The sequence below is a fragment of the Parasphingorhabdus halotolerans genome (assembly GCF_012516475.1).
Taxonomy (GTDB): Bacteria; Pseudomonadota; Alphaproteobacteria; order Sphingomonadales; family Sphingomonadaceae; genus Parasphingorhabdus; species Parasphingorhabdus halotolerans.
This window is the reverse complement of sequence record NZ_CP051217.1, coordinates 791,146-812,659: the sequence shown is the minus strand read 5'-3', so window position 1 is coordinate 812,659 and position 21,514 is coordinate 791,146. Positions and strand designations below refer to the sequence as shown.

General features: G+C 52.4%; 23 protein-coding genes, 1 tRNA gene and 1 pseudogene. 17 read left to right on the top strand and 8 right to left on the bottom strand.

Annotated elements, in window-relative coordinates:
- Positions 1-48: 48 nt before the first annotated feature.
- The 5 genes and pseudogenes from HF685_RS03955 (at position 49) to HF685_RS03935 (ending at position 4,450) form a co-directional block, all read left to right on the top strand.
- Positions 49-912, top strand: coding sequence for an alpha/beta fold hydrolase (locus HF685_RS03955; protein WP_343040079.1), 864 nt, complete (start codon positions 49-51; stop codon positions 910-912).
- A 49-nt stretch (positions 913-961) separates the two neighbouring features.
- Positions 962-2,107 (top strand): glycosyltransferase family 4 protein, encoded by a 1,146-nt coding sequence (locus tag HF685_RS03950; RefSeq protein WP_168818388.1) that lies wholly within the window; start codon positions 962-964, stop codon positions 2,105-2,107.
- Between the two features lie 107 nt (positions 2,108-2,214).
- Positions 2,215-3,617, top strand: a pseudogene (locus HF685_RS03945) (NAD(P)H-dependent flavin oxidoreductase).
- A gap of 1 nt (position 3,618) precedes the next feature.
- A complete protein-coding gene (locus HF685_RS03940) occupies positions 3,619-4,077 on the top strand; it encodes a GNAT family N-acetyltransferase (protein ID WP_246218734.1) in 459 nt (152 codons plus the stop codon).
- Between the two features lie 13 nt (positions 4,078-4,090).
- On the top strand, positions 4,091-4,450 hold the full coding sequence (locus HF685_RS03935) for a hypothetical protein (protein ID WP_168818387.1): 360 nt from the start codon (positions 4,091-4,093) through the stop codon (positions 4,448-4,450).
- 29 nt (positions 4,451-4,479) lie between these two features.
- Here the strand turns inward: HF685_RS03935 and HF685_RS03930 are convergent, their stop codons facing one another.
- Positions 4,480-5,784: an ammonium transporter gene (locus tag HF685_RS03930; RefSeq protein WP_425500173.1), complete on the bottom strand. Its 1,305-nt coding sequence runs from the start codon at positions 5,782-5,784 to the stop codon at positions 4,480-4,482.
- Between the two features lie 78 nt (positions 5,785-5,862).
- The gene (locus HF685_RS03925; RefSeq protein ID WP_168818385.1) at positions 5,863-6,861 is read right to left on the bottom strand and encodes a 2-hydroxyacid dehydrogenase; all 999 of its coding nucleotides are present in this window, start codon (positions 6,859-6,861) and stop codon (positions 5,863-5,865) included.
- A 112-nt stretch (positions 6,862-6,973) separates the two neighbouring features.
- On the opposite strand from HF685_RS03925, the gene HF685_RS03920 reads away from it, so the two are divergent.
- Positions 6,974-7,435 (top strand): SH3 domain-containing protein, encoded by a 462-nt coding sequence (locus tag HF685_RS03920; RefSeq protein ID WP_168818384.1) that lies wholly within the window; start codon positions 6,974-6,976, stop codon positions 7,433-7,435.
- Between the two features lie 181 nt (positions 7,436-7,616).
- On the opposite strand, the gene HF685_RS03915 is transcribed toward HF685_RS03920, so the two are convergent.
- Complete coding sequence (locus HF685_RS03915) at positions 7,617-8,807, bottom strand: acetyl-CoA C-acyltransferase (protein WP_168818383.1); 1,191 nt, start codon at positions 8,805-8,807, stop codon at positions 7,617-7,619.
- A gap of 185 nt (positions 8,808-8,992) precedes the next feature.
- Here HF685_RS03915 and HF685_RS03910 point away from each other — a divergent pair, with 185 nt between their 5' ends.
- From HF685_RS03910 to HF685_RS03890, 5 genes are all read left to right on the top strand, one after another.
- On the top strand, positions 8,993-9,754 hold the full coding sequence (locus tag HF685_RS03910) for a prepilin peptidase (RefSeq protein ID WP_168818382.1): 762 nt from the start codon (positions 8,993-8,995) through the stop codon (positions 9,752-9,754).
- A gap of 94 nt (positions 9,755-9,848) precedes the next feature.
- A tRNA-Leu gene (locus HF685_RS03905) sits at positions 9,849-9,933 on the top strand.
- 532 nt (positions 9,934-10,465) lie between these two features.
- Positions 10,466-11,152, top strand: coding sequence for a PIN domain-containing protein (locus HF685_RS03900; protein ID WP_168818381.1), 687 nt, complete (start codon positions 10,466-10,468; stop codon positions 11,150-11,152).
- The gene (locus HF685_RS03895) at positions 11,149-11,952 is read left to right on the top strand and encodes a 2-keto-4-pentenoate hydratase (protein ID WP_168818380.1); all 804 of its coding nucleotides are present in this window, start codon (positions 11,149-11,151) and stop codon (positions 11,950-11,952) included. Before HF685_RS03900 ends, HF685_RS03895 begins: the two co-directional genes overlap by 4 nt.
- Positions 11,953-12,199: 247 nt before the next feature.
- Positions 12,200-12,991, top strand: a complete 792-nt coding sequence (locus tag HF685_RS03890) for an SDR family oxidoreductase (RefSeq protein WP_168818379.1) — start codon at positions 12,200-12,202, stop codon at positions 12,989-12,991.
- 35 nt (positions 12,992-13,026) lie between these two features.
- Here HF685_RS03890 and HF685_RS03885 read toward each other — a convergent pair whose 3' ends face one another.
- Entirely contained in the window at positions 13,027-13,452 is a 426-nt protein-coding gene (locus tag HF685_RS03885; RefSeq protein ID WP_211051340.1) for a DoxX family protein, read from the bottom strand.
- Positions 13,453-13,503: 51 nt separating this feature from the next.
- A complete protein-coding gene (locus HF685_RS03880) occupies positions 13,504-13,860 on the bottom strand; it encodes a hypothetical protein (RefSeq protein WP_168818378.1) in 357 nt (118 codons plus the stop codon).
- A gap of 46 nt (positions 13,861-13,906) precedes the next feature.
- Here HF685_RS03880 and rfbF point away from each other — a divergent pair, with 46 nt between their 5' ends.
- The 5 genes from rfbF to HF685_RS03855 are packed head-to-tail and all read left to right on the top strand — an operon-like array spanning position 13,907 to position 18,441.
- The gene (rfbF, locus tag HF685_RS03875) at positions 13,907-14,680 is read left to right on the top strand and encodes a glucose-1-phosphate cytidylyltransferase (protein WP_168818377.1); all 774 of its coding nucleotides are present in this window, start codon (positions 13,907-13,909) and stop codon (positions 14,678-14,680) included.
- A 29-nt stretch (positions 14,681-14,709) separates the two neighbouring features.
- Positions 14,710-15,753 carry a CDP-glucose 4,6-dehydratase gene (gene rfbG, locus HF685_RS03870; protein ID WP_168818376.1) on the top strand — a complete coding sequence of 348 codons (1,044 nt, stop codon included), beginning with the start codon at positions 14,710-14,712 and terminating at the stop codon, positions 15,751-15,753.
- Between the two features lie 46 nt (positions 15,754-15,799).
- Complete coding sequence (locus HF685_RS03865; RefSeq protein ID WP_211051339.1) at positions 15,800-16,285, top strand: dTDP-4-dehydrorhamnose 3,5-epimerase family protein; 486 nt, start codon at positions 15,800-15,802, stop codon at positions 16,283-16,285.
- A gap of 28 nt (positions 16,286-16,313) precedes the next feature.
- On the top strand, positions 16,314-17,540 hold the full coding sequence (locus HF685_RS03860; protein WP_168818375.1) for a class I SAM-dependent methyltransferase: 1,227 nt from the start codon (positions 16,314-16,316) through the stop codon (positions 17,538-17,540).
- 7 nt (positions 17,541-17,547) lie between these two features.
- Positions 17,548-18,441, top strand: coding sequence for an NAD-dependent epimerase/dehydratase family protein (locus HF685_RS03855; RefSeq protein ID WP_168818374.1), 894 nt, complete (start codon positions 17,548-17,550; stop codon positions 18,439-18,441).
- A gap of 2 nt (positions 18,442-18,443) precedes the next feature.
- On the opposite strand, the gene HF685_RS03850 is transcribed toward HF685_RS03855, so the two are convergent.
- The 3 genes from HF685_RS03850 to HF685_RS03840 are packed head-to-tail and all read right to left on the bottom strand — an operon-like array spanning position 18,444 to position 20,456.
- Complete coding sequence (locus tag HF685_RS03850; RefSeq protein ID WP_168818373.1) at positions 18,444-18,833, bottom strand: GtrA family protein; 390 nt, start codon at positions 18,831-18,833, stop codon at positions 18,444-18,446.
- Entirely contained in the window at positions 18,830-19,459 is a 630-nt protein-coding gene (locus tag HF685_RS03845; protein ID WP_168818372.1) for a class I SAM-dependent methyltransferase, read from the bottom strand. Before HF685_RS03845 ends, HF685_RS03850 begins: the two co-directional genes overlap by 4 nt.
- Position 19,460: 1 nt before the next feature.
- Positions 19,461-20,456: a glycosyltransferase gene (locus HF685_RS03840; RefSeq protein ID WP_168818371.1), complete on the bottom strand. Its 996-nt coding sequence runs from the start codon at positions 20,454-20,456 to the stop codon at positions 19,461-19,463.
- A gap of 611 nt (positions 20,457-21,067) precedes the next feature.
- On the opposite strand from HF685_RS03840, the gene HF685_RS03835 reads away from it, so the two are divergent.
- A complete protein-coding gene (locus HF685_RS03835; RefSeq protein WP_168818370.1) occupies positions 21,068-21,511 on the top strand; it encodes a hypothetical protein in 444 nt (147 codons plus the stop codon).
- Positions 21,512-21,514: the final 3 nt, after the last annotated feature.

The following is a 21,514-nucleotide window of genomic DNA, read 5'->3' as shown; positions in this document are numbered from 1 at the left end:
GGCTAATCAGCTTTGCAGCAAGAGAGAACCAAGGGCAGGGGCGCATAAATGATGGACCAGAAAAACTACGAAGACCGATATTGGGAATCGGATGATGGTTTGAAGTTGCACTATCGCGATTATGCCTCAGATAGCGCCGCCACCCCTATTATCTGCGTCCCTGGCCTGACCCGCAATGCCCGGGACTTTGCGCATCTGGGCGATTGGCTGGAGGGCAAGCGGCGGATCATCATGGTCAATTTGCGCGGTCGCGGCAAAAGTGAATATGCCAAAGAAAGTGCGACCTATAATCCCAAAGTCTATGTTGCTGACATCGTAAAGCTGATGGATGAACTGGAATTGCCCAAAGCCATATTTTTTGGCACTTCGCTCGGCGGGATTGTGACGATGGTTATGGCCTCGGCCCATTCCGAACGGGTCGCGGGCGCTTTGCTGAATGATATAGGGCCAGAGGTTGATACCAAGGGTCTGGAGCGCATCGGCAATTATGTCGGGCAGGGGCGCAGTTTTGATACCTGGGCGCATGCGGCAAGAGATATGGCGGAAGAGAGCTCGGATATTTTTCCGGATTTTACGCTCAACGATTGGATTGCTTTTGCCAAAAAGATTTACACGATGAACAGCTCTGGCAGGATCAAGCTGGATTATGACATGAAAATCGCAGAGCCATTTGATTCCAAAGGCGGCGGGAGCGGCGCCTTGTGGAAGGCGATGGAACAGATGGAGGCTATTCCAACGCTGATTATTCGCGGAGAGTTGTCGGATTTGTTCAGCGACGCAACGGCGCGTCAAATGTTGGAAAAACTTAAACATGGCGAGCTGGTGACGGTTCCGCGCGTTGGCCATGCGCCAACTTTGCAAGAGCCTGCATCGCTTGACGCGATTAGCGCTTTCCTGCAACGGGTTCGTTGATCAATCTTACGAATTGAAGCGGCGCAAAACACTCCATGAAAACCATCAGATGAAACCAGCAAAAATCCTGCATTTGCACAGCACGTTCAATCTGGGCGGCAAGGAAGCGCGTGCGGTGCGTCTGATGAACCATTTCGGTAGCGAGGCAGCGCATACTATCGTGTCAGCCGAGCCGAAAAGCCTGTCGGCACGCGAGGCAATCGACAATAATATCAAGGTCGAATTCCCAACCGATGCGCCGCTGTTGGCCGGAAAACCATCGTTGGCGCGCTACCGCGAATTTGTTTCGTACTTCCGCCGGTTTGATCTCATATTATCCTACAATTGGGGATCATTGGATGGGGTGATGGCGCGGACATTATTTGCCCGCGTGGAAGGTTTGCCGCCGCTGATCCATCACGAGGACGGGTTTAACGAAGATGAGCAGCATAAGCTCAACTGGAAACGTAACCTGTTCCGCAAATTCGCGCTGGGTGGAAGCCGGGCGCTGGTTGTTCCTTCCGAGCGGCTTGAAAATATTGCCAAAGATGTCTGGAAACAGCCAGAGGGCAAGATCCAGCGCATTCCCAATGGTATTGATGTGAAGCGTTACGACAAGAAGCCCCAGCGCGGCACGATCCCGGGATATAAAAAAGCCAGGGATGAAGTTGTCGTGGGCACTGTCGCCGGCTTGCGCGCAATCAAGAATCTTCCTCGTCTGGTGCGCGCTTGCGCTGCGGCTGGCGACAATGTGCGGCTAGTGATTGTCGGTGAGGGCCCTGAGAAAGAGCGGATACTGACGGAAGTGCAAAATTGTGGTATGGCTGACCGGCTGCTGATGCCCGGCTTTATGGCAGATCCATCGCGCTATATCGGTTTGTTTGATATATTCGCCTTGTCTTCCGACAGCGAACAATTTCCGATATCACTGATCGAAGCCATGGCGGCGGGTCTGCCGGTTGCAGCGACCGATGTTGGCGATATAAAATCGATGGTGGCGCAGGCTAATATGGGCTTTGTCAAACCGGTTTCCGATGAAGCGCAATTTATCGAAGCGCTGACGACACTGGTCCAGCATGAGCAACTGCGGCAAGATATTGGCGCGCAAAACCGGACGAAAGCGCGCGCGGAATATAATGAAAGCAGGATGTTGGCACGCTACGCTCTGCTTTATGGCAACGCTCTTGGCCGCCCGAAATTTGGTGGGACCAAATAGAGCGCAAAATAGTTTCGCCAGTGAAACCGTTTTTTGGAGCAATTTTTGATCGTGTCGTCTATAATCGATGGCATATATTTTTGGGGCGGGGACGACAGGAGATTTTATTGTTTAAAGGGCTAAAACCCATCCAATATGGTGGCCAGGAAGTTTGGCCGCTGATCGAGGGTGGAAAAGGTGTCGCAGCCACAAATCACGCAAGTTCAGGCGCATGGGCCGCTGCTGGCGGTATCGGCACGGTTTCTGCCGTAAATGCCGATAGCTATGACGAGGACGGCAATGTTATCCCGCAAATCTATCATGGCAAGAAGCGCGAAGATCGCCATCAGGAGCTGATAAAATATGCGATTGAGGGCGCTGTAACTCAAGTCACAAAGGCTTACGAAATCGCCAATGGCAAAGGCGCGATCAACATAAATGTGCTTTGGGAAATGGGCGGTGCTCCGGAAATCCTGCATGGCGTTTTGGGCAGAACCAAAGGCATGGTTGCAGGTGTAACCTGCGGCGCAGGCATGCCCTACAAACTTTCCGAAATCGCGCAGCAATATGGCGTGAATTATTTACCGATTATAAGTTCCGCTCGGGCGTTTCGTGCGCTTTGGAAGCGCGCATATCATAAGGTTCCTGATCTGATGGCCGCTGTGGTTTACGAAGACCCGTGGCTGGCTGGCGGGCACAATGGCCTGTCTAACGCAGAAGACCCGCGCAAACCGGAAGACCCATATCCTCGCGTGCAGGCTTTGCGCGAGACCATGCGCGGCGAGGGAATATCCGATAGCGTGCCGATCATCATGGCAGGTGGTGTCTGGCATTTGCGTGACTGGGACGCCTGGATCGACAGCGAAGAACTCGGCCAGATCGCCTTTCAATTCGGGACGCGGCCTTTGCTGACCAGGGAAAGTCCTATTCCGGAAACATGGAAAGGCGAGCTTACCAAGATTAAAGAAGGCGATGTGCTGCTGCACAAATTCTCGCCAACGGGTTTTTATTCCTCTGCCGTGCGCAATGAATTTCTGCACAGTCTGGAATCGCGTTCCGAGCGTCAAATCCCTTACTCGACCGAAAAAGCAGGTGAGCATACGCATCAGCTTGATGTTGGCGTAAAAGGCAAGAATTTCTGGGTAACCCGCAATGATCTGCTGCGCGCCCGCGAGTGGGATAGCCTTGGCTTTACGATCGCCATGAAAACTCCGGACAACACCATTATATTTGCAACACCGGATGAAGCGAAAACGATCCGCAAGGACCAGGCCGATTGCATGGGCTGCCTTTCGCATTGCGGTTTTTCGTCATGGAAAGATCATGACAATAACAGCACCGGCCGGCTGGCTGATCCCGTAGTTTCTGCATCCAGAAAAGTCTGCAGGAAATTGTCCACGGTTCGCCGGTTGAGGAACATCTGATGTTTGCCGGGCACGGCGCCTATAATTTTGGCACCGATCCGTTTTACAGCAACGGCTTTGTACCAACGGTAAAGCAGTTGGTCGACCGGATCTTGACGGGGGACTAGCTTGGATATTCGGCTCGACGATCTTAGTGACCGGCGCGTTCAAGATCTGCTGGCTGCGCATCTCGCCGGGATGCACGAAAGCTCTCCCCCGGGAACCGTATATGCGCTGGATTTATCGGGATTGAAATCTTCTGATGTGTCTGTCTGGACGGCGTGGAACGGCGATGAACTAATGGGCATCGGAGCGCTCAAACAGGTATCGCCAGCCGCAGGCGAGATAAAATCGATGCGAACCGACTCGCAGCACCTGCGCAAAGGCGTTGGCTTGTCAATTCTCAACCACATAATTGCCGAAGCACAGCGCCGTGGGTATCAACGGCTGAGTTTGGAAACAGGTTCAGGCGAAGCGTTTGAGCCCGCGCTGAATATGTACCGGACCAGCGGATTTAAAAATGGCGAGGCGTTTGGCGGATATACGCCGAGCAGGTTCAACCAGTTTCTGCATCTGGAATTATCGTAGGGGGAAAACTGCAATGCTGGAACGGATTAGCTGGTTGATTCTCGCGCTGCTGATCCATCTGCCGCCTTTTTCCGCCTTCTTTGTTCCCTCCTTGATAAGCAAACTTTATAATGTCGTGCCCGACGATCCAAATTTCGCATTGCTGCAACATCGCTCGGCGCTATTCGGTGTGGTCATGATCGCCTGCCTGTGGGCGGCTTTTGATCCGGATGTTAGAAAGCTGGCGGTGGTTTTGACCGCGCTTTCGATGTTGAGTTTCCTGGCAATCTATTTCGGCTACGGGCAACCATCATCGCTCAAGACCATCGCTCTGGTCGATGGCATCGGATTGCCATTTCTGGTTTTCGTTGGCTGGAAGGCCTTTCTAGGATAGACCTTCTCCCCCAAGGAAGAAGAAAAGCCCTAATCCAGATCCCAGGCCCGTTCGCCGTGGCTGGCGATATCCAGGCCATCACGCTCATCATCTTCACTCACCCTCATTGGCAGAACGAATGAAATACCAAAGGCCAATATGAATGTCGCAAAGGCCGACCACAGAGCCACGGCGCCAACGCCGATGAGCTGCGCAACAAACTGGCTGCCAAATGCCATGCCTTCACCGTAGCCAGTGCCGCCGAAACTTTCGCTGATGAACACGGCTAAAAGCAATGATCCGAGGATGCCGCCAACGCCGTGAACTGCGAAAACATCTAGGCTGTCATCAATTTTGAAGCCGTTTTTCACCAGTCCGACAGCGAAGAAACAAACCATTCCAGCGGCAAGGCCAATGATGATGGAGGCTCCCGGTCCAACAAAACCAGCCGCCGGTGTAATCGTTGCAAGTCCAGCAATCGCGCCGGTTGCAATGCCAACAGCAGTCGATTTGCCTACTTTAATTTTCTCGATCAACGCCCAAATCAAAGCTGCTGTTGAGGCAGCGAGATGGGTGTTGATGATCGCTGCGGAGGCATCGTCGGTTGCGGTTAAAGCGGAACCGCCGTTAAATCCAAACCAGCCAACCCAGAGAAGCCCAGCGCCCGCTACAGTGAGAGCGGGGCTATGCGGAAGCATTAGGGTTTTCGGCCAACCCGCACGTTTGCCGATCATGATCGCCGCGACCAATGCTGAAATACCTGCCGTCGTGTGCACCACAATGCCGCCTGCAAAATCGAGTGTGCCAAGGCCGGCAAGCCAACCGCCGCCCCATACCCAGTGGGTTACCGGTGCGTAGACTACGAGTAACCAGAGTGCAGAAAAAGCAACGACCCAGCCGAACCGGGCGCGATCCACCCATGCGCCGACCATCAGGGCAGGGGTAATGACCGCAAATGTCATCTGGAACATGGCAAATGTCGATTCCGGTATCGTGGTGCCTTCACGAATATTGCCAAGGTTGCCGAACATCCAGTTGATACCATTGCCCAAAAATCCGTTTGTGACACTACCGAATGCCAGGGTGTAACCGACAATCACCCAAAGCACGGAGGTAATGCCGGCAATGGCCATTATCTGAATCAAAACCGAGAGGAAGTTTTTCGAGCGGACCAGTCCGCCATAGAATAGCGCGAGGCCAGGCAGTGTCATCAAAAGAACCAGCGCGGTGGAAGTCAGCACCCAGGCGGTATCGCCGGTATCACTGAGAACGGCATTGGCATCAATCGCATCTTGCGCGAATGCCGGAGTGGCTGCGAGCAATGCAGAAAGGCCTGCTCCGCATAATTTGGTCAAAGTCTTCATTTCCTCCCCGGCGAATCTGATTTTGAGAACTCTTAGTGTAAGCGGACTGGCGAAACAATAAGCTGACTGTCAGAGCCAGCCTTCGAGTACCTGATCGGGCGGGCGGTGGCCATCAGCCCACACGCGGATGTTGGCGATAACCCGCTCGCCTGAGGCCTCGCGGCCTTCAAACGTGGCGCTGCCCATATGCGGTAGCAGTACGGTGTTCTTGAGCTTGAGGAAGCGCGGGTCGACCGCAGGTTCTTTCTGATAGACATCAAGACCCGCACCGCCGATTTTTTCTTGCTGCAGCGCTTCAATCAATGCATTTTCGTCAATCAGGTCACCGCGTGCAGTATTGATCAGATAGGTCGATGGCTTCATCATCGCGATGCGCGTAGCATTGATCATTTCGTGCGTGTCCACCGTATGTGGACAATGCAGGCTGATAATATCACAGTCGCCAATAAGATCATCGAGATTTGCAACAAAACCTGCGTTCAGGGACTCTTCTACCGCTGGCGGTAACTGGCGCCGGTTATGATAGACAATTGACATGCCAAAGCCGGAAGCGCGCCGCGCCACCGCCTGACCGATGCGGCCCATGCCAATAATGCCAAGTTTCTTGCCGCCAATACAATGGCCAAGCATGCCAGACGGTTTCCAGCCTTCCCATTCGCCCGAACGCATCAGCTTTTCACCTTCTGACAATCGGCGCGGCACTGACAATATGAGCGCCATGGTCATATCGGCGGTATCTTCAGTGAAAACGCCAGGCGTGTTGGTTACTATAATGCCCTTGGCCCGCGCGGCGGCGAGATCAATATGATCTACGCCGGCACCAAAGCTCGCAATGAATTTAAGCCGGTCCGGCGCGCTTGCGATCATTTCGGCATCGATATGATCGGTTACGGTGGGCACGAGAACATCACAATCCGCCATCGCGGCAATCAGATCACCGCGCGAAAATTCGCGGTCCGTAAGGTTCGGGACAACATCAAATAACTCTGCCATCCGGTCATGAATGGAATCGGCAAGCTCGCGCGTAATTATGACTCTGGGTTTCGCAGGGCGGATGGAATCGGGCATATCGCGATTGCTATGCCTGAAATTTACAACAGGTCAAGCAGGTGGCGCTTGATGCAGATGCGCGTTTCTGTTTATGGGTATGATTGTCGGGGGACAGTTAAAAGTTTGAACCATGCGTAAGACTATTGCCACTACACTCCTATTCTCTTTGGCCGCGCCTGCCTTGGCGCAGCAAGAGCCACCCTATTGGGCGTCGATTGACGAACCCGAGGCGCGCATGCGCACTGGTCCGAGTACCGAATATCCAACCATGTGGATTTATAAGCGCGAGCGGATGCCGATCAAGGTTCTCGCCCGTTACAAGGCTTGGCGCAAGGTGGAAGACAAAGATGGTGCGCAAGGCTGGATGCATGCGCGGCTCCTAAGTGCGACCCGCACGGCGATTGTCGGGGGCGAGGAAGTGCTCGGGCTGCGAGCCAAACCCGAGGCGAATGCGAAGATCACCTGGCGGGTGGAACCGGGTGTCGTGGGCAAGATTACCCAATGCGAAAAGGGCTGGTGCCTGTTTGATGTAACCGGGCGGCTTGGTTATATCAGCATGGATCAGATTTGGGGCGATGAACCTCTGAAGTAAAAGGGCTGATCTCGGTATTTGAACTGGGCCGGAAAACTCTAACCGTTCGTGCTGAGCTTGTCGAAGCACCTCGTATGTCTATGCGCCGACGGTAGTCTCGTTCGACAGGCTCAGCACGAACGGAACTAAACGAGCGCATCAAACCCTACAACATCCGCATCAAGTGCAAATCGCAGCTTATTTAATCCACCAGTTCGATCGCAACTGCCGTCGCTTCACCGCCGCCAATGCAAAGCGCCGCGACGCCTTTTTTCAAACCGCGTTTTTTGAGGGCTGCAATAAGCGTGACCATGATCCGCGCGCCGCTGGCTCCAATCGGGTGGCCCAGAGCTGTCGCGCCGCCGTTTACGTTGAGCTTGTCGCGTGAAATGCCGATATCCTGCATGGCGAACATCGCGACACAGGCGAAAGCTTCATTCACTTCCCATAGATCAACATCATTCACTTCCCAGCCCGCATTTTTGAGAACCTTCTGGATTGCGCTAACCGGGGCCGTCGTGAATTTCGCCGGTGCATGGGCGTGGGCCGCGTGCGCAACAATCCGCGCCACCGGTTTCAGACCTTTTTCTTCAGCAACACTGGCGCGGGTAAGCACCATCGCCGCTGCGCCATCTGAAATGGAAGAGGCATTGGCTGCTGTTATCGTGCCGTCCTTCGCGAAGGCTGGGCGCAGTTGCGGGATTTTCTCAGGATTTCCCTTGAGCGGCTGCTCATCCTTGTCCACGGTCACATTGCCCTTGCGGGTCTGCACTTCTACCGCAACGACTTCGTCATCGAAGGCATCACCCTCGACTGCCGCTTTCGCGCGGGCCAGCGATTCAATTGCATATTCGTCCTGTGCTTGGCGGGTCAGCTGATATTCACCAGCGGTTTCTTCCGCAAAACTACCCATGGCTCGGCCCTTGTCATAGGCATCTTCCAAACCATCAAGGAACATGTGATCCATTGCCTGTGCATGGCCTAGCCGCGCGCCGCCGCGCATTTTCGGGAGCAGATAGGGCGCGTTGGTCATGCTTTCCATGCCGCCGGTTACGATTATATCGACTGAACCAGCTGCCAGCGCTTCCGCGCCCATAATCGCAGTCTGCATACCAGAGCCGCACATTTTGTTGACAGTTGTTGCTTCTACCGATTCCGGCAATCCACCGAGAATACCGGCCTGGCGGGCAGGGGCCTGACCTTGACCCGCAGAAAGGACGTTGCCCATGTAAATACGTTCCACATCCGCGCCGTTTATGCCCGCGCGCTCGACGGCGGCTTTGACAGCAACAGCACCAAGTTCTGCGGCCGTCACTTCTCCAAGAGCGCCCTGCATACCGCCCATGGGAGTGCGTGCGTAGGAAAGGATAACGACGGGATCAGGGTTGGTCATGGGAAAGGGCCTTTCAAAAATCGCTTAGCGCGGACTTCGACTTTGTTGATCGTCACATAGGTGGCAGCTTCAGCTTTTTCAATCGCAGTATTCATGCTGAACTTGTTTCAGCATCCCCTAACGGTTAGCGCTTCTGTTTGGAGATCCGAAACAGGTTCAGGATGACGAATGCGGGACAACTCACCATGGCGTTTTTTCTTTATCCATTGGCCGGTGTCATCTTGGGCCTTATAATCGGCAGCTTTCTGGCGACGCTGGTGATCCGCTGGCCGCAGGGCCGTTCGGTTGTTGCTGGACGTTCCCATTGCGACCATTGTAATACGCCATTGGTTGCGATCGATTTGATACCTGTGCTTAGCTTCATCCTAGCAACGGGGAAATGCCGACAATGCCACCATCCCATTAAGCCGGATCATCTCGCGATAGAATTGGCAGCCGCCGCTATCGGCGGCCTAGCGCTCTATATATCACCGGATTGTGTCGGGCTGACCGGCGCGATATTCGGATGGCTTTTGATAGCGCTGGCCGCTTTGGATACGCAGCATCATTGGCTGCCGGACGAGCTTACATTCCTGCTGGCGGCGTCAGGTTTAGCGGCTTCTTTGGTTATCAACGAACCCGAATTAATCTCCCGATTGATCGGTGGAGTGACCGGTTTCGGGTCATTATGGCTGATCGCACTCGCTTACGGAATGCTGAGAAAAAGGGAAGGTCTGGGCGGTGGCGACCCGAAAATTCTCGGAGCAATTGGTTGCTGGCTTGGCTGGTCAATGCTGCCGTTCGTTTTGCTTGGCGCAGCTCTTATCGGTTTGGCGGCAGCTCTCACGATGCGATGGCGCGGAGAAGCGATTGCGGCCGATAGCGCCTTACCGCTGGGCAGTTATATGGCCATTACCGCATTCCCGCTCTGGCTCTATCAAACCGGATCCGGCGGTTTTCCGTTTTAACCAGTCATTTCCCTAAAAAGCGTTGCCAGCGCCCGGACCCTTCGCTAACAGAGCGCCTGCTTTTACCGCGATTGTCTACATCGCGGCGTAATGTGCCCCTGTGGTGGAATTGGTAGACGCGCTGCACTCAAAATGCAGTTCCGCAAGGAGTGCCCGTTCGAGTCGGGCCAGGGGCACCACTTCATAATAGTACTCATAACAACGAAACTTTAGATCGTTTCAGAAAACCATTGATTGGTTTGCATGGCGGATGAAGCGAATATATATTGATCTGATCCACATCTTACCCGTTTCTGTTCCAGCTTGTCGTGAAAACCGGATGTTAGACTGAAAGGGAGGGTGAGTTAAACGCAGCATTTTTAGCAATTTCTCTGCAAATTATCAGATTATGAACCATCTCTTGTTTCGATAATTGACACCGGTGTCTTTTTATGACACCGGTAGCAATTATCGAAGCGGAAGCTTGCACGCCGTTTACAGGCAGGGAGTCTTGTCGAGCCGGAAAATAAGGCAAGCTGCGCAAGAGGGAGAGATGACATAACTGCCGAATCCAAGAAAATAAACCTGCGCTTTTTTCAAGCCGCATTATTCTGTTCAGGGGCAGCTATTCTCTCGCCGGGCGTCGCGTTTGCGCAATCCGGGAACGCTGGCGCAGAAAGCGATGAAAATGTAATCGTTGTCGAAGGCATTCGCGCAACCTTACCTAACTCAATGGAAGTAAAGCGGCAATCCAACGTTATTGTAGACGCGCTGGTCAGCGACGAGATCGGCGCAACTCGCGATCAGTCAGTCGGCTACGCCCGCACCGATGAAGCGGCTCCGGAAGATTTCTACTCTGAACGCTCCAGTGTTCGTCCCTTTAATTCGGTAGGCGGAGGCAACTGTTCATTCAGCCCAAACCGCACCACGCCGACTTATTTTGTGCCCAATAGCGTCCTTTGGCGGCAAATGAATAACCAGCTTACTCGCGATGCTGTAATGGGTACTATTCAGTACAAGCCGCGGCCGGAACTCGATATCAATATTGGCGGCCAATTCTCCCGTCGCAAATGGGTTGAGAATCGCAGTGATATTGTTCTTGCCGAGGGCCGCCGGGGTATCACTCCGACAGTTAACGGCGTTCTGGCCGACGGTCCTTTGCTCGAATGGACGGCCAATAGCCGGCTTGAATCGCAAACCCGTATACGTCAGCGTGACGAAGATTATTATGGTGGCGGCTTTTCTGCTGAATGGACTGATGATGCTGCTAGAATAGCGATTGATATTTCCTATTCGGCAACCCAGCGTGATGCCGAGTACCGCACGGACTCGATTTTTGCAGTTCATTTGGATGGCGAGGCTTATATTGCGGATGGTTTCTTGCGCTCTACCCAACAAACAAGCGAACCAATAATATGACTGGTGTAAATAATGTTGCAGCCATATCGCAAGTATTTGTGGAGGCGCGCCTCTCGGGAAAGCGAGTTGATATTTATCCCGGTGAAATGCCGCAGAGCATGGCGGCGGCTTATGAGATTCAAGACGCGGCCATCGCGCTTCATCCATTTGAAATCGGAGGATGGAAAGTCGGCCGCATTCCGCTCGATCAGGTTGAGAAACTGGGCGCTGAACGTCTCGCAGGTCCTATTTTTTCTCATCAGATCGAGCATGCTACTAAAGGCGGCTTGGTTGAGATGCCTGTACTGCCGGGCTTTGCAGCCGCCGAAGCAGAAATGCTTTTGCGCATCGGCAAGCAGCCACTCCCCTTTCTGGATGCGGCAACAGCACATGACTACGTCGATGAAGTGCGCTTTGGTTTGGAAATTGCAAGCTCTCCCTATGCGGATATTAACCTTGGCGGGGCTGCTGTCACAGTATCGGATTTCGGCAATAATTTCGGTCTTGTCCTTGGGCCAGAAATTACCGGCTGGCAGCATATTGATCTGATGAAGGCGAAGGTCGAACTATTCATTGATGATAAAATAGTCGGAACAGGCCGCCTTGCCGATATGCTTGATGGTCCTTTTGGTTCGGTCGCTTTTGTGAATAATTTATTGAACGAGCGCGGCATGACTTTGAAACCCGGCGACTGGATTTCAACCGGCGCTATAACCGGTGTGCATGAAATCGCAGTCGGTCAAACCGCGCATGCGAGCTTTGACAAAACACTCACAGTCGGTTGCAAGACTATCGCCTATAACAAACCGCAAGACGGATAATACCATTACCGGTTTTGCGCAGTTAATTGAGACGTGTCTCAATTCTGCACCGGTGGTCCCGTTAATTCAGGCGAGCGAACCGGTCGTTGCGGTTCCCATCTGTGCCACAACCGGTCTCCAAATTGAGATATTTCAATTTGCAACGATTTGTAGTGCACATAAAATATGTCTGAATTTATCTGACAAACACCCGGACTTCTTTATAGAAGGCTGCAAGAAATCGTGTTTTTTTGAAGGAAAGCCATCCATGTCAGACAGTTTATTTTCCATGCATGACAAAGTCTGCGTGATCACAGGCGGATCTCGAGGCTTGGGGAAGGCCATGGCACGTGCCTTTTTGAATGCGGAGGCGAGCAAAGTTTATATTACTGCCCGCAAACCTGAAGAATGTGCGCAGACTGCCGATGAACTGTCCAATCTAAACGAGAACGGCGAATGTATTGCTCTGCCCAGCGACATGAGTAGCGGTGAAGACATAGGCCGTTTCGCCAAGGAACTGGCAGATCGGGAAGGCCATATCGACGTTCTGGTCAACAATGCCGGGACTGGCTGGCTGGCGTCCGTGGAAGAATTTCCTGAAATAGGCTGGGACAAGGTGATGGATCTTAATGTGAAGACGCCTTTCTTTCTCACGCAGCAGCTTTTGCCGTTGCTTAAAGCCAATGCTACCCCGGAAAACAGTGCGTCCGTGATAAACATTGGATCGGTCGCCGGGTTTATGGGTAGCGCCGGAAGCGGAGTGAGCTATGGCACCTCGAAAGCCGCTATCCATCAACTGACCCGCAATTTGGCCAGCCTCCTTGCAGAGGATAATATACGCGTCAATGCCATTGCGCCGGGCCGGTTTCATTCAAAAATGACCAGCTATGTTGAGCAGGATAAAGCGCAATATGATAAAGAAATTAAAATGATTCCGCTCCACCGCTGGGGGCAGGATGAGGATATCATGGGGCCTGCACTGTTGCTTGCAAGCCGCGCAGGAGCATATATGACCGGCGAAATTATAACCGTCGATGGCGGTAGCCTGCTTATTTGGTAAGCTGGGCTAGTATATGCGCGGTATCTGTATTCCGTCTATTTGCGAAGTACCATATTGTCGCTCCGCCACCACCCCGATAGCGATATGCGCCGCGCAGCAGAGCTTCCGGCAAGCACCAAAAGGCCCGCCATGATGCCAAGATTTTTAACGAAGTTTTGGGTTTCGTGGGCGACGCTATCACCTTCCATCGTCCAAAAGTCGTGGAGCAGAAAATTCACCATCAATATGTAAATGACAAAACCATAAGCAACGAACTTGACGTGGCGTCCAAAAATCAGAAACAGCCCGCCGACAATATTCACAATGGTTGCAAACCACATCAGCGCCGCCGTGAACGGGATATCATGTGATTGCATATAGGCAATTGTACCCGCTGGCCCGGCGGCCTTCATCAATCCCGGCATTAAAAAATAGAGTCCGAGAAGGACCCGACCGACCGTCACTGTCATTGATGATGTCATTTTTTTCTCCTGTCGTTTGACGCATGACACAACATCGCAATCCATGTAAAGTTAACCGAGAATGGATTGGTCGCAGTGATCCACAATTCCCGCTTCCCAAACAATAATTGCCATTCGAGCGCGATTAAATAGCGCGCGCAGAATGGCTGCTGTCAGGAACAAGGTTCGAATTCTCAAAAATGCCGAAGCTCCACCTGGGTTTGTTTCGCGACAGTCTTTAGATAGGCTGGTATCGGTTTTCCAGTTTGAAGCATGGGAAGGAGGCCAGCCGTTGGGTTGTGCCGCTATCAGACAGTGACAGGTTCCTATCCGAGTTTCAACAAGCTGAGCATATAATTTGGGAGTTAAAGAAAATTTTTTGTTATGGAACATGGTTAATGTTACGAAAAATTCAGCATTTGACGTCATTGAAGTTTCAGTGGGTTGAAACGCACTCTTTTAGGAAAGCTGAACTATGAAAGTTGTAATACTGGCAGGCGGACTGGGGACGCGTTTGAGCGAGGAGACATCTGTGCGCCCTAAGCCGATGGTGGAAATTGGCGGGATGCCCATCCTTTGGCATATAATGAAGATATATTCGTCTTACGGATTAAATGATTTCATTATTTGCTGCGGTTATAAAGGCTATATTATCAAAGAATATTTCGCCAATTACTTCATGCACATGTCTGACATAACATTCGACATGAGCAATAATGACATGCGCGTTCATCAGCAAAAGGCCGAGCCTTGGAACGTAACATTGGTACATACTGGCGATGAAAGCATGACCGGAGGGCGCCTGCGCCGTGTTCGCGAATATCTTGATGGTGAAGAGGCATTTTGCCTGACTTATGGTGATGGTGTTGCAGATATTGATATTGGCGCACTGATTGCGTTTCACAACGCGCATAACCGCGATGCCACCATTACCGCAGTACAGCCACCGGGCCGTTATGGAGCCTTAATGCTGGAAGAGGATACCGTAACAGGGTTTTTAGAAAAACCCCGTGGGGATGGCGGCTGGATTAACGGCGGCTTCTTTGTTCTCTCGCCCAACTGTATCGACAGGATCGCTGGCGACAGCACAGTTTGGGAAGATGAGCCGTTAACCGGTCTTGCCCGGGATGACTGCCTATCCGCCTATAAACATCACGGCTTCTGGCAGCCGATGGATACTTTGCGCGACAAAGTGCAGCTTGATAAGATGTGGGCGGATAATGTGGCCCCTTGGAAGGTTTGGGAATGATTGTTGCAACCGGGCAAATACCGGAGCCCATGACCTTGCGAGGCCGCAAAATTCTAGTGACCGGACATACCGGGTTTAAGGGCAGTTGGCTCAGCATGATGTTGCAGGAACAAGGCGCAGAAGTTTCCGGCTTTGCTCTGCCGCCGCCAACATCACCTGCGCTTTTTGATATCGCGCAAGTAGAGGCTGAACTCGTCCATCATATCATTGGCGATGTGCGCGATGCAAACGCGCTGTTCGCCGCTCTAGAAGTTGTTCAGCCCGAGATAATTTTCCACTTAGCAGCGCAGCCTTTGGTGCGTGCGTCTTATGCGGAGCCGATTGATACTTTTGCTGTCAATATTATGGGCACAGCCAATCTGTTAGAAGCAACCCGGCAATGCGAATCCGTGCGTTCGGTCGTAAATGTGACGACCGACAAATGCTATCAGAACAATGAATGGCCATGGGCTTACCGCGAGAACGAGGCGCTGGGCGGGCGCGATCCTTATTCGGCGAGTAAAGCCTGCTCAGAAATTGTTACGAGTGCCTATCGTGAATCCTTCCTTGCGCACGCCGGTGTTGCTATCGCCAGTGCGCGGGCGGGCAATGTTATCGGCGGCGGCGACTGGGCAGAGGACCGTCTGCTTCCTGATTTTTACCGGGCACTACAAGCAGGGCAATCGCTGGAAATCCGTTCGCCGGATGCTATCCGTCCTTGGCAACATGTGCTTGAGCCGCTTAGCGGTTACATTGCGCTTGCAGGAGCAGCGCTTTCAGCTCCTAATGATTTTGCAAAAGCTTGGAATTTTGGTCCCTATGATGTTGATGCGCAGCCTGTGCGCTGGATACTCGACCAGCTATGCCATCGACATGAGGGTGCAAAATGGCATTTGAGCAAAGGCGAGCATGTGCACGAGGCGCATTATCTAAAGCTTGATAGCAGCCTTGCCATCGGCGCGCTAAATTGGTCGCCCAAATGGTCATTGGCACAGGCGTTGGAAAAAACCGCATCATGGCATGAGGCTCTGAACAAAGGCGCGGACATGCGGGCGTTTTCACGCGCCCAAATTGCCGAGCACAAAAGTTGCTAAAACTGTGCCGAAGCTAACTCCAATCCCTACGTCAATTGCCGGCCTAATGCGCATTGACCGGCATGTTCACGCCGACAGCCGGGGTCATTTTAGCCGGCTATTCTGCGAAGAAGAACTGGCCGCATGCGGCTGGGACACGCCGGTACGCCAGATTAACGAGACTATGACGCACGAGCAAGGCGCAGTTCGCGGTATGCATTTTCAGCATCCGCCCGCCGCCGAGGACAAGCTTGTTACCTGTCTTTCGGGTGAGATATTTGACGTTGCCGTTGATATGCGGCGCGGGTCGCCAACATTCCTGAATTGGCACGGCGAGATACTGTCCGCGCAAAACAAACGCAGCCTATTGATCCCAAAAGGCTTTGCACATGGTTTTCAAGCGTTGAGTAGTGATTGTCAGCTGGTCTATTTGCACTCGGCACCGTTTGATAGCGAGAGCGAAGGGGCTTGCATCCCGTCGACCCTGCACTGGCGATCAAATGGCCATTACCCATTGCCCAGCTATCATCGCGTGATGCTGCGCACCCGTTAATCGAAAATGATTTTACAGGAATAACGATATGAAATGTCGCCACTGCCACAATGAAGATGTGCAGCTATTTGCCGATCTCGGCTTTTCCCCGCCATCAAATGCGTATTTGACGGCAGATCAATTGAGCGTGCCAGAACTGCATTTCCCACTCAGGGTTTTTGCATGCCGCCAGTGCAGGCTAGTTCAGACCGAGGATTTTGCGCAACATGACGAACTGTTTGCAGATGACTATGCGTATTTCAGTTCCTTCTCTCCGGCATGGTTGAGACATGCACAGGCCTATGTCGATGCGATGATTGCGCGCTTTCGACTGGATAACGCGTCGCATGTTGTGGAGGTGGCGGCCAATGATGGTTATTTGCTACAGTATGTTAAAAGTGCAGGGATAGGTTGCCTTGGCATCGAACCAACCACCAGTACCGCCGATGCTGCACGTGAAAAGGGAATTGATATCGTCGAAGAGTTTTTCGGTGTTGCTCTTGCTGAAAGGCTTGTGAGCGAAGGTAAATCCGCTGACCTGACAGCCGCGAATAACGTGCTTGCTCATGTGCCCGATATCAATGATTTTGTTGCTGGTTTTGCGCGTTTGTTAAAGCCGCAAGGTGTTGCTACTTTTGAATTTCCGCATTTGGCTGAATTGGTCAAACATGGCCAATTTGATACTATTTATCACGAGCATTACTCTTATCTGTCGCTGCATGCCGTGGCGCGCATTTTTGCGGCAAATGGACTATCCGTTTTTGATGTCGAAAAATTGCCAACCCATGGTGGTAGTCTTCGGATTTTCGCGCAGCGTAGCGACTTAGGCGAAAAACCCGTAACGGCAAATGTTGCAGCGATAACGGCGGCTGAACAGGCCGCAGGCATGGATACTGATGCCTATTATGGTGCGATGCAGCCACGAATTGAAACGATCAAAAATGATCTGGTTGCTTTCCTGATCGAGGCCCGCCGCAAAGGTCAGAAAGTTGGAGCATACGGCGCTGCTGCAAAGGGTAATACACTGCTAAACTTCGCCGGAGTTCGGCCCGACCTCGTGCCCTATGTGGTCGATCTTAATCCAGCAAAGGCAGGCAAGTTCATGCCGGCTAGCCATATCCCGATTGTCGATGAGGCCTATCTCCGAAATGACCGGCCTGACCTGATCGTAATCCTGCCATGGAATTTGAAAACCGAGATCAAGCAGCAGCTTGGCTATGCGCGCGAATGGGGAGCGAAGTTTGTAACAGCTGTGCCCGATTTGCAGGTCGATTGAAGCCCAAATGGCGCGCATTCTCCTCACCGGTGCATCGGGCTTTATTGGACGCGAAGCATTGCGTTTGCTATGCGATACCGGGCATGAGGTGCATTGCATAGGCCGTAGTCCGGCAATAGACCCTCGGGCGCATAACCATACTTTAGACCTGATGGACAGCGGGCAGATTGCTCCGCTGGTTTTGGCGATAGGAGCCAGTCATTGCCTGCATCTGGCATGGTATGCTGTGCCGCGGAAGTATTGGCATGCGCCTGAAAATCTCGATTGGCTGGCCGCTTCAATCCATCTCACTCGCGCATTTGCCGCTAGCGGCGGAAAGCGATTGGTGGCGGCAGGCACCTGCGCTGAATATGACTGGGCTGTTCCTGTGCTCGATGAAGCAACTACACCTGTTAGTCCGGCGACATTGTACGGGAAATCAAAGGCTTCGTTCTGCCAAATGCTTATGTCCTCGGCCCCTATACTTGGCCTGTCTGCCGGATGGGCACGGGTATTCAATCCTTACGGCCCGTTTGACCGGCCTGAACGGCTGCTCGGCACGGTCATTACAGCCGCGCAAAACGGGCAGGGAGCTAAGTTTTCAGCAGGTACACAGAAACGGGATTTTATTCATGTTGACGATGTCGCTGCTGGATTGATCCACTTGCTGCATAGCGACATTGAAACACCAGTTAATATTGGCAGCGGGACTGCCGTCACGGTGAGGGCCTTTGCCGAAATGGCGGCGCATTATGCCGGAATTTCAGATCGCTTGATCTTCGGCGAGGCAGTTGCGGCTGCGACAGAGCCTGATTTGATTGTCGCCGATACGCGCAAGATGACTGAGGAACTTCGCTTTACACCGCATTTCTCAATAGAAACCGGCATTCAAGATGCCGTTTCGCGCGCGCTCAAATCATAATATCAAACCGAACGGCCTAACAAGATCGCCCAGCGCGCTGAGGCATAGTTCCATAAAAACAGCAATATTGTTGCTATCGGCGTGGCTACCCAGGTGGAAAAGCCGAGGTAAGAGCAGAGCACCACCATAATCGCAAAGGAGATTGGGAATCCAACTGCGACGCCGCTGGTAAAGCGAGCAAATTGCCGCCAACTATAACCCTTACCAAAGGTGTAGGCGGTATGCAGCGCATAGCCGGTGGGCGTGACTATCGCGAAGGATAAGATCAGCGCGATCATATAGTGCATGCCCATATGGCTGGCACCGATGACGACGACATTATGAATAATCGCACAAATCAAACCTACCGAAACATAACGGCGCGGTTCGGCCAGTACGGATAATAGGTTCATGCCTTTATCAGCATCGCAAAATTGTTACGCCACGGGCGCACCCATGCCTCGTCAGCGACTTTTGCATCGGGAAAGGATTTGCCGATCATGGCATCAGCTTCTTTCTTGTCCAGATAGCGGACCTTATCGCCGGTAAGCCAGCGGTCACCAGCATGGCACATCCAATGAATAGGTGTGCGGCTATGCTTCCAGTCCTTGAAAATAAATGTGCCGTTGGGGGCAAGCGCCGTACGAACGGAATCAAGTATCTCACTGCGCAATGCTTCGGGCACATGATGGATTACGTCGGACAAGATAATGAAGTCAAATTGATGTGGCCTGCTTGCAGCAACTTCCTGCACGGTGGTTTCTTCGAACGCAACATTGCTTCTATCGCCTCGGTACAGGCGGCCAACGCGCGGTGTAATGTCGATCGCGGTAATTTGCGCCTTGGGATAAATTTTTGCCAGATGCTCGGTTACTGCGCCCTCGCCGCAACCAACCTCCAATATATTAGAGGCGCCGGGCACCCATTGCGCAATCCGGTCTGCATAGGCGCCAATATCGACAAATATCGCGCGGTATAAGGCAGCAATGTGGTGTTCGAACGGGCCAAACATCTGGCGGACAATGGGGCCGATAGGCATATTATAATGCTCCTGCTAGTTTAGCGCGCACCCGGGGCATAACGCGTTCAATAATCCGGGAATATTTAATTAAGTTCCAGGCACCAATGGGACCCAAGGCGATGATCGCCCAAACGGTTTTGAATCCCCCCGAAGCATCGCCATTGGCGGCTGAGGCAAGCGCGCAATTGATATCAATTGCGGCATCAGCCAGCTTGCGCACATCGGACTGGCGTGAAGGATCGATCACTCCTATGTGGCGATCTATTACTATCTGCAATTGCTTGCGGAAATCCTCTGCATCGCGGCTGCCAGTGCTGGTGGCGCTTTCACCATGGATGCGAAATGCGGCGGTTACTTCGTTATGATAATATACACGGCCAGCTTGCGCCAGCTTAAGCCATAATTCCCAATCACCGCTATACCACAAAGCTGGATCAATTCCGCCGCATGCTATCCAAGCCTCGCGCCGGATCACCGGGCTGACGACAGCGATAAAATTTTGCACCAGTAACCGTTCACACAGCATATTGGGATCAATGGGATCTTGTGTTTCAGGCAGAGGGCAGTTCCAATCGCCTAGCCTTTCTCCATCTTTGTCGATAATCGCAGTTGGGGCAAGGTGCAGTACGGCGCTGGTATCCTTTTCAATCCAGCGGCGAATGGCAGCCGCACGGCCTGGCAACCAAAGGTCATCCTGACAAAGCCAAGTGACATAATCCGCCTTGGCCTGCGCCACACCAAAATTAGTTTTCAGTGAGCAGCCGTCAATATCTACGGGCTGATAAATGGCTAGATTGAGTGTATCTGCATACCGTGCAACTATCTCGAGTGTTTCTGGACCTCTACTCGTATCGACGACAACAATTTCAATGCCCGGATCAGGGTCAACCGCGATGGCATCCAGCGTAGTAGCCACCCATTTTTCGCCGCAATAAGTTGGCAGAACGACCGAGAGCCAAGGCTGCGCCAACACGCCGCCCGCTGTTTCCTTCTCGCCGTTATTGACCGAAACCATATTTTTTGTCCCTAGTATGTAATGAGGCAAAAGTAACCACAACTGGTTAACAAGGTGTAAAACTCTCGTCCTTGTGAAGTCTTGGTTTCTGATTGCTGGATAAGGGTGTTGAGGGTCCCGCGCCACGGTTTTTATCATGTCGTAGGCCGGGCTGACGGATCGGCCAATCCCAAAATGTCGCCATCGCGATACATCAACTTTCCATCCAATAGCGGAACAGTGGCTTGTAAGTGGTCGGCTGGCCAGATCAGTCCCGTCCCAGCATATGTAGACAGAAAATGGATATTGACGACAATGCACCGCCGTAGATGCACTAAAGAATGACCCAGCTTGATATCGAAGGGATCGTGAAAACGTACACTGCTACGCAGCACCAAATTCAGACGCCGAAGCGGTTCCTAAATTCGCTCGCCTTGCGGATATGCCAGAAATGACAGTTGTTAACCTGAAGTTTTGCGCTTTAATTCACAGCCAAGTCTGGAGAAACTTGGTTATCCCGGTCATCAAACGCGGTGGCGTGGTTATTTTGAGATCAGGGTCCAGCAAATGCAACTGGCCCCAAGAATAAGAAGTTCTGGCGGATTGCCGAATTCAATGACGCCAGCACTATTTTGGAAGAGGTGATATGCGTGGCAGGCCAGACCGCAACAACTCGTGTTGACATCAGCAGCCCTGATTTGAAGGAATGGCTCGAAAAGGTTTCGATTCACTCAACCGATAATATTCGGGCAGCGGCAATAAATTTCAGCGATATCGCCGAGCGTATCGGTCTGCGTGTCGCGCTTTGCGCCGACATCGCTTCAGGCAAGCCAATGCTGGATAATGAAGGGAATTCGCTCAATGCGGATATTTTCGGATGGGTAAAGAATCGGGAAAGATGGTGGGAGGATCCCCGCTATGCGCTACACTCTCCAATTCCTCGGGCTTGTCGATATGAGAGTGAACCGTTCTGGTGTGACAATAGGGGTTTCATAGTTATTCATCCAACGGATTTCTGGATGATATCGATCTCAGCACATATTTTGACAATGTTGCAATCAGATATAACGCATTGATAA

Excerpts from the sequence above, each read along its gene's own strand:
- HF685_RS03955 (WP_343040079.1), top strand. The coding sequence starts at position 49 with ATGATGGACCAGAAAAACTACGAAGACCGATATTGGGAATCGGATGAT.
- HF685_RS03950 (WP_168818388.1), top strand. The coding sequence starts at position 962 with ATGAAACCAGCAAAAATCCTGCATTTGCACAGCACGTTCAATCTGGGC.
- HF685_RS03935 (WP_168818387.1), top strand. The coding sequence starts at position 4,091 with ATGCTGGAACGGATTAGCTGGTTGATTCTCGCGCTGCTGATCCATCTG.
- HF685_RS03925 (WP_168818385.1), bottom strand. The coding sequence starts at position 6,861 with ATGCCCGATTCCATCCGCCCTGCGAAACCCAGAGTCATAATTACGCGC.
- HF685_RS03920 (WP_168818384.1), top strand. The coding sequence starts at position 6,974 with ATGCGTAAGACTATTGCCACTACACTCCTATTCTCTTTGGCCGCGCCT.
- HF685_RS03915 (WP_168818383.1), bottom strand. The coding sequence starts at position 8,807 with ATGACCAACCCTGATCCCGTCGTTATCCTTTCCTACGCACGCACTCCC.
- HF685_RS03910 (WP_168818382.1), top strand. The coding sequence starts at position 8,993 with ATGGCGTTTTTTCTTTATCCATTGGCCGGTGTCATCTTGGGCCTTATA.
- HF685_RS03900 (WP_168818381.1), top strand. The coding sequence starts at position 10,466 with ATGGAAGTAAAGCGGCAATCCAACGTTATTGTAGACGCGCTGGTCAGC.
- HF685_RS03895 (WP_168818380.1), top strand. The coding sequence starts at position 11,149 with ATGACTGGTGTAAATAATGTTGCAGCCATATCGCAAGTATTTGTGGAG.
- HF685_RS03890 (WP_168818379.1), top strand. The coding sequence starts at position 12,200 with ATGTCAGACAGTTTATTTTCCATGCATGACAAAGTCTGCGTGATCACA.
- HF685_RS03885 (WP_211051340.1), bottom strand. The coding sequence starts at position 13,452 with ATGACATCATCAATGACAGTGACGGTCGGTCGGGTCCTTCTCGGACTC.
- HF685_RS03880 (WP_168818378.1), bottom strand. The coding sequence starts at position 13,860 with ATGACGTCAAATGCTGAATTTTTCGTAACATTAACCATGTTCCATAAC.
- rfbF (WP_168818377.1), top strand. The coding sequence starts at position 13,907 with ATGAAAGTTGTAATACTGGCAGGCGGACTGGGGACGCGTTTGAGCGAG.
- rfbG (WP_168818376.1), top strand. The coding sequence starts at position 14,710 with ATGACCTTGCGAGGCCGCAAAATTCTAGTGACCGGACATACCGGGTTT.
- HF685_RS03865 (WP_211051339.1), top strand. The coding sequence starts at position 15,800 with ATGCGCATTGACCGGCATGTTCACGCCGACAGCCGGGGTCATTTTAGC.
- HF685_RS03860 (WP_168818375.1), top strand. The coding sequence starts at position 16,314 with ATGAAATGTCGCCACTGCCACAATGAAGATGTGCAGCTATTTGCCGAT.
- HF685_RS03855 (WP_168818374.1), top strand. The coding sequence starts at position 17,548 with ATGGCGCGCATTCTCCTCACCGGTGCATCGGGCTTTATTGGACGCGAA.
- HF685_RS03850 (WP_168818373.1), bottom strand. The coding sequence starts at position 18,833 with ATGAACCTATTATCCGTACTGGCCGAACCGCGCCGTTATGTTTCGGTA.
- HF685_RS03845 (WP_168818372.1), bottom strand. The coding sequence starts at position 19,459 with ATGCCTATCGGCCCCATTGTCCGCCAGATGTTTGGCCCGTTCGAACAC.
- HF685_RS03840 (WP_168818371.1), bottom strand. The coding sequence starts at position 20,456 with ATGGTTTCGGTCAATAACGGCGAGAAGGAAACAGCGGGCGGCGTGTTG.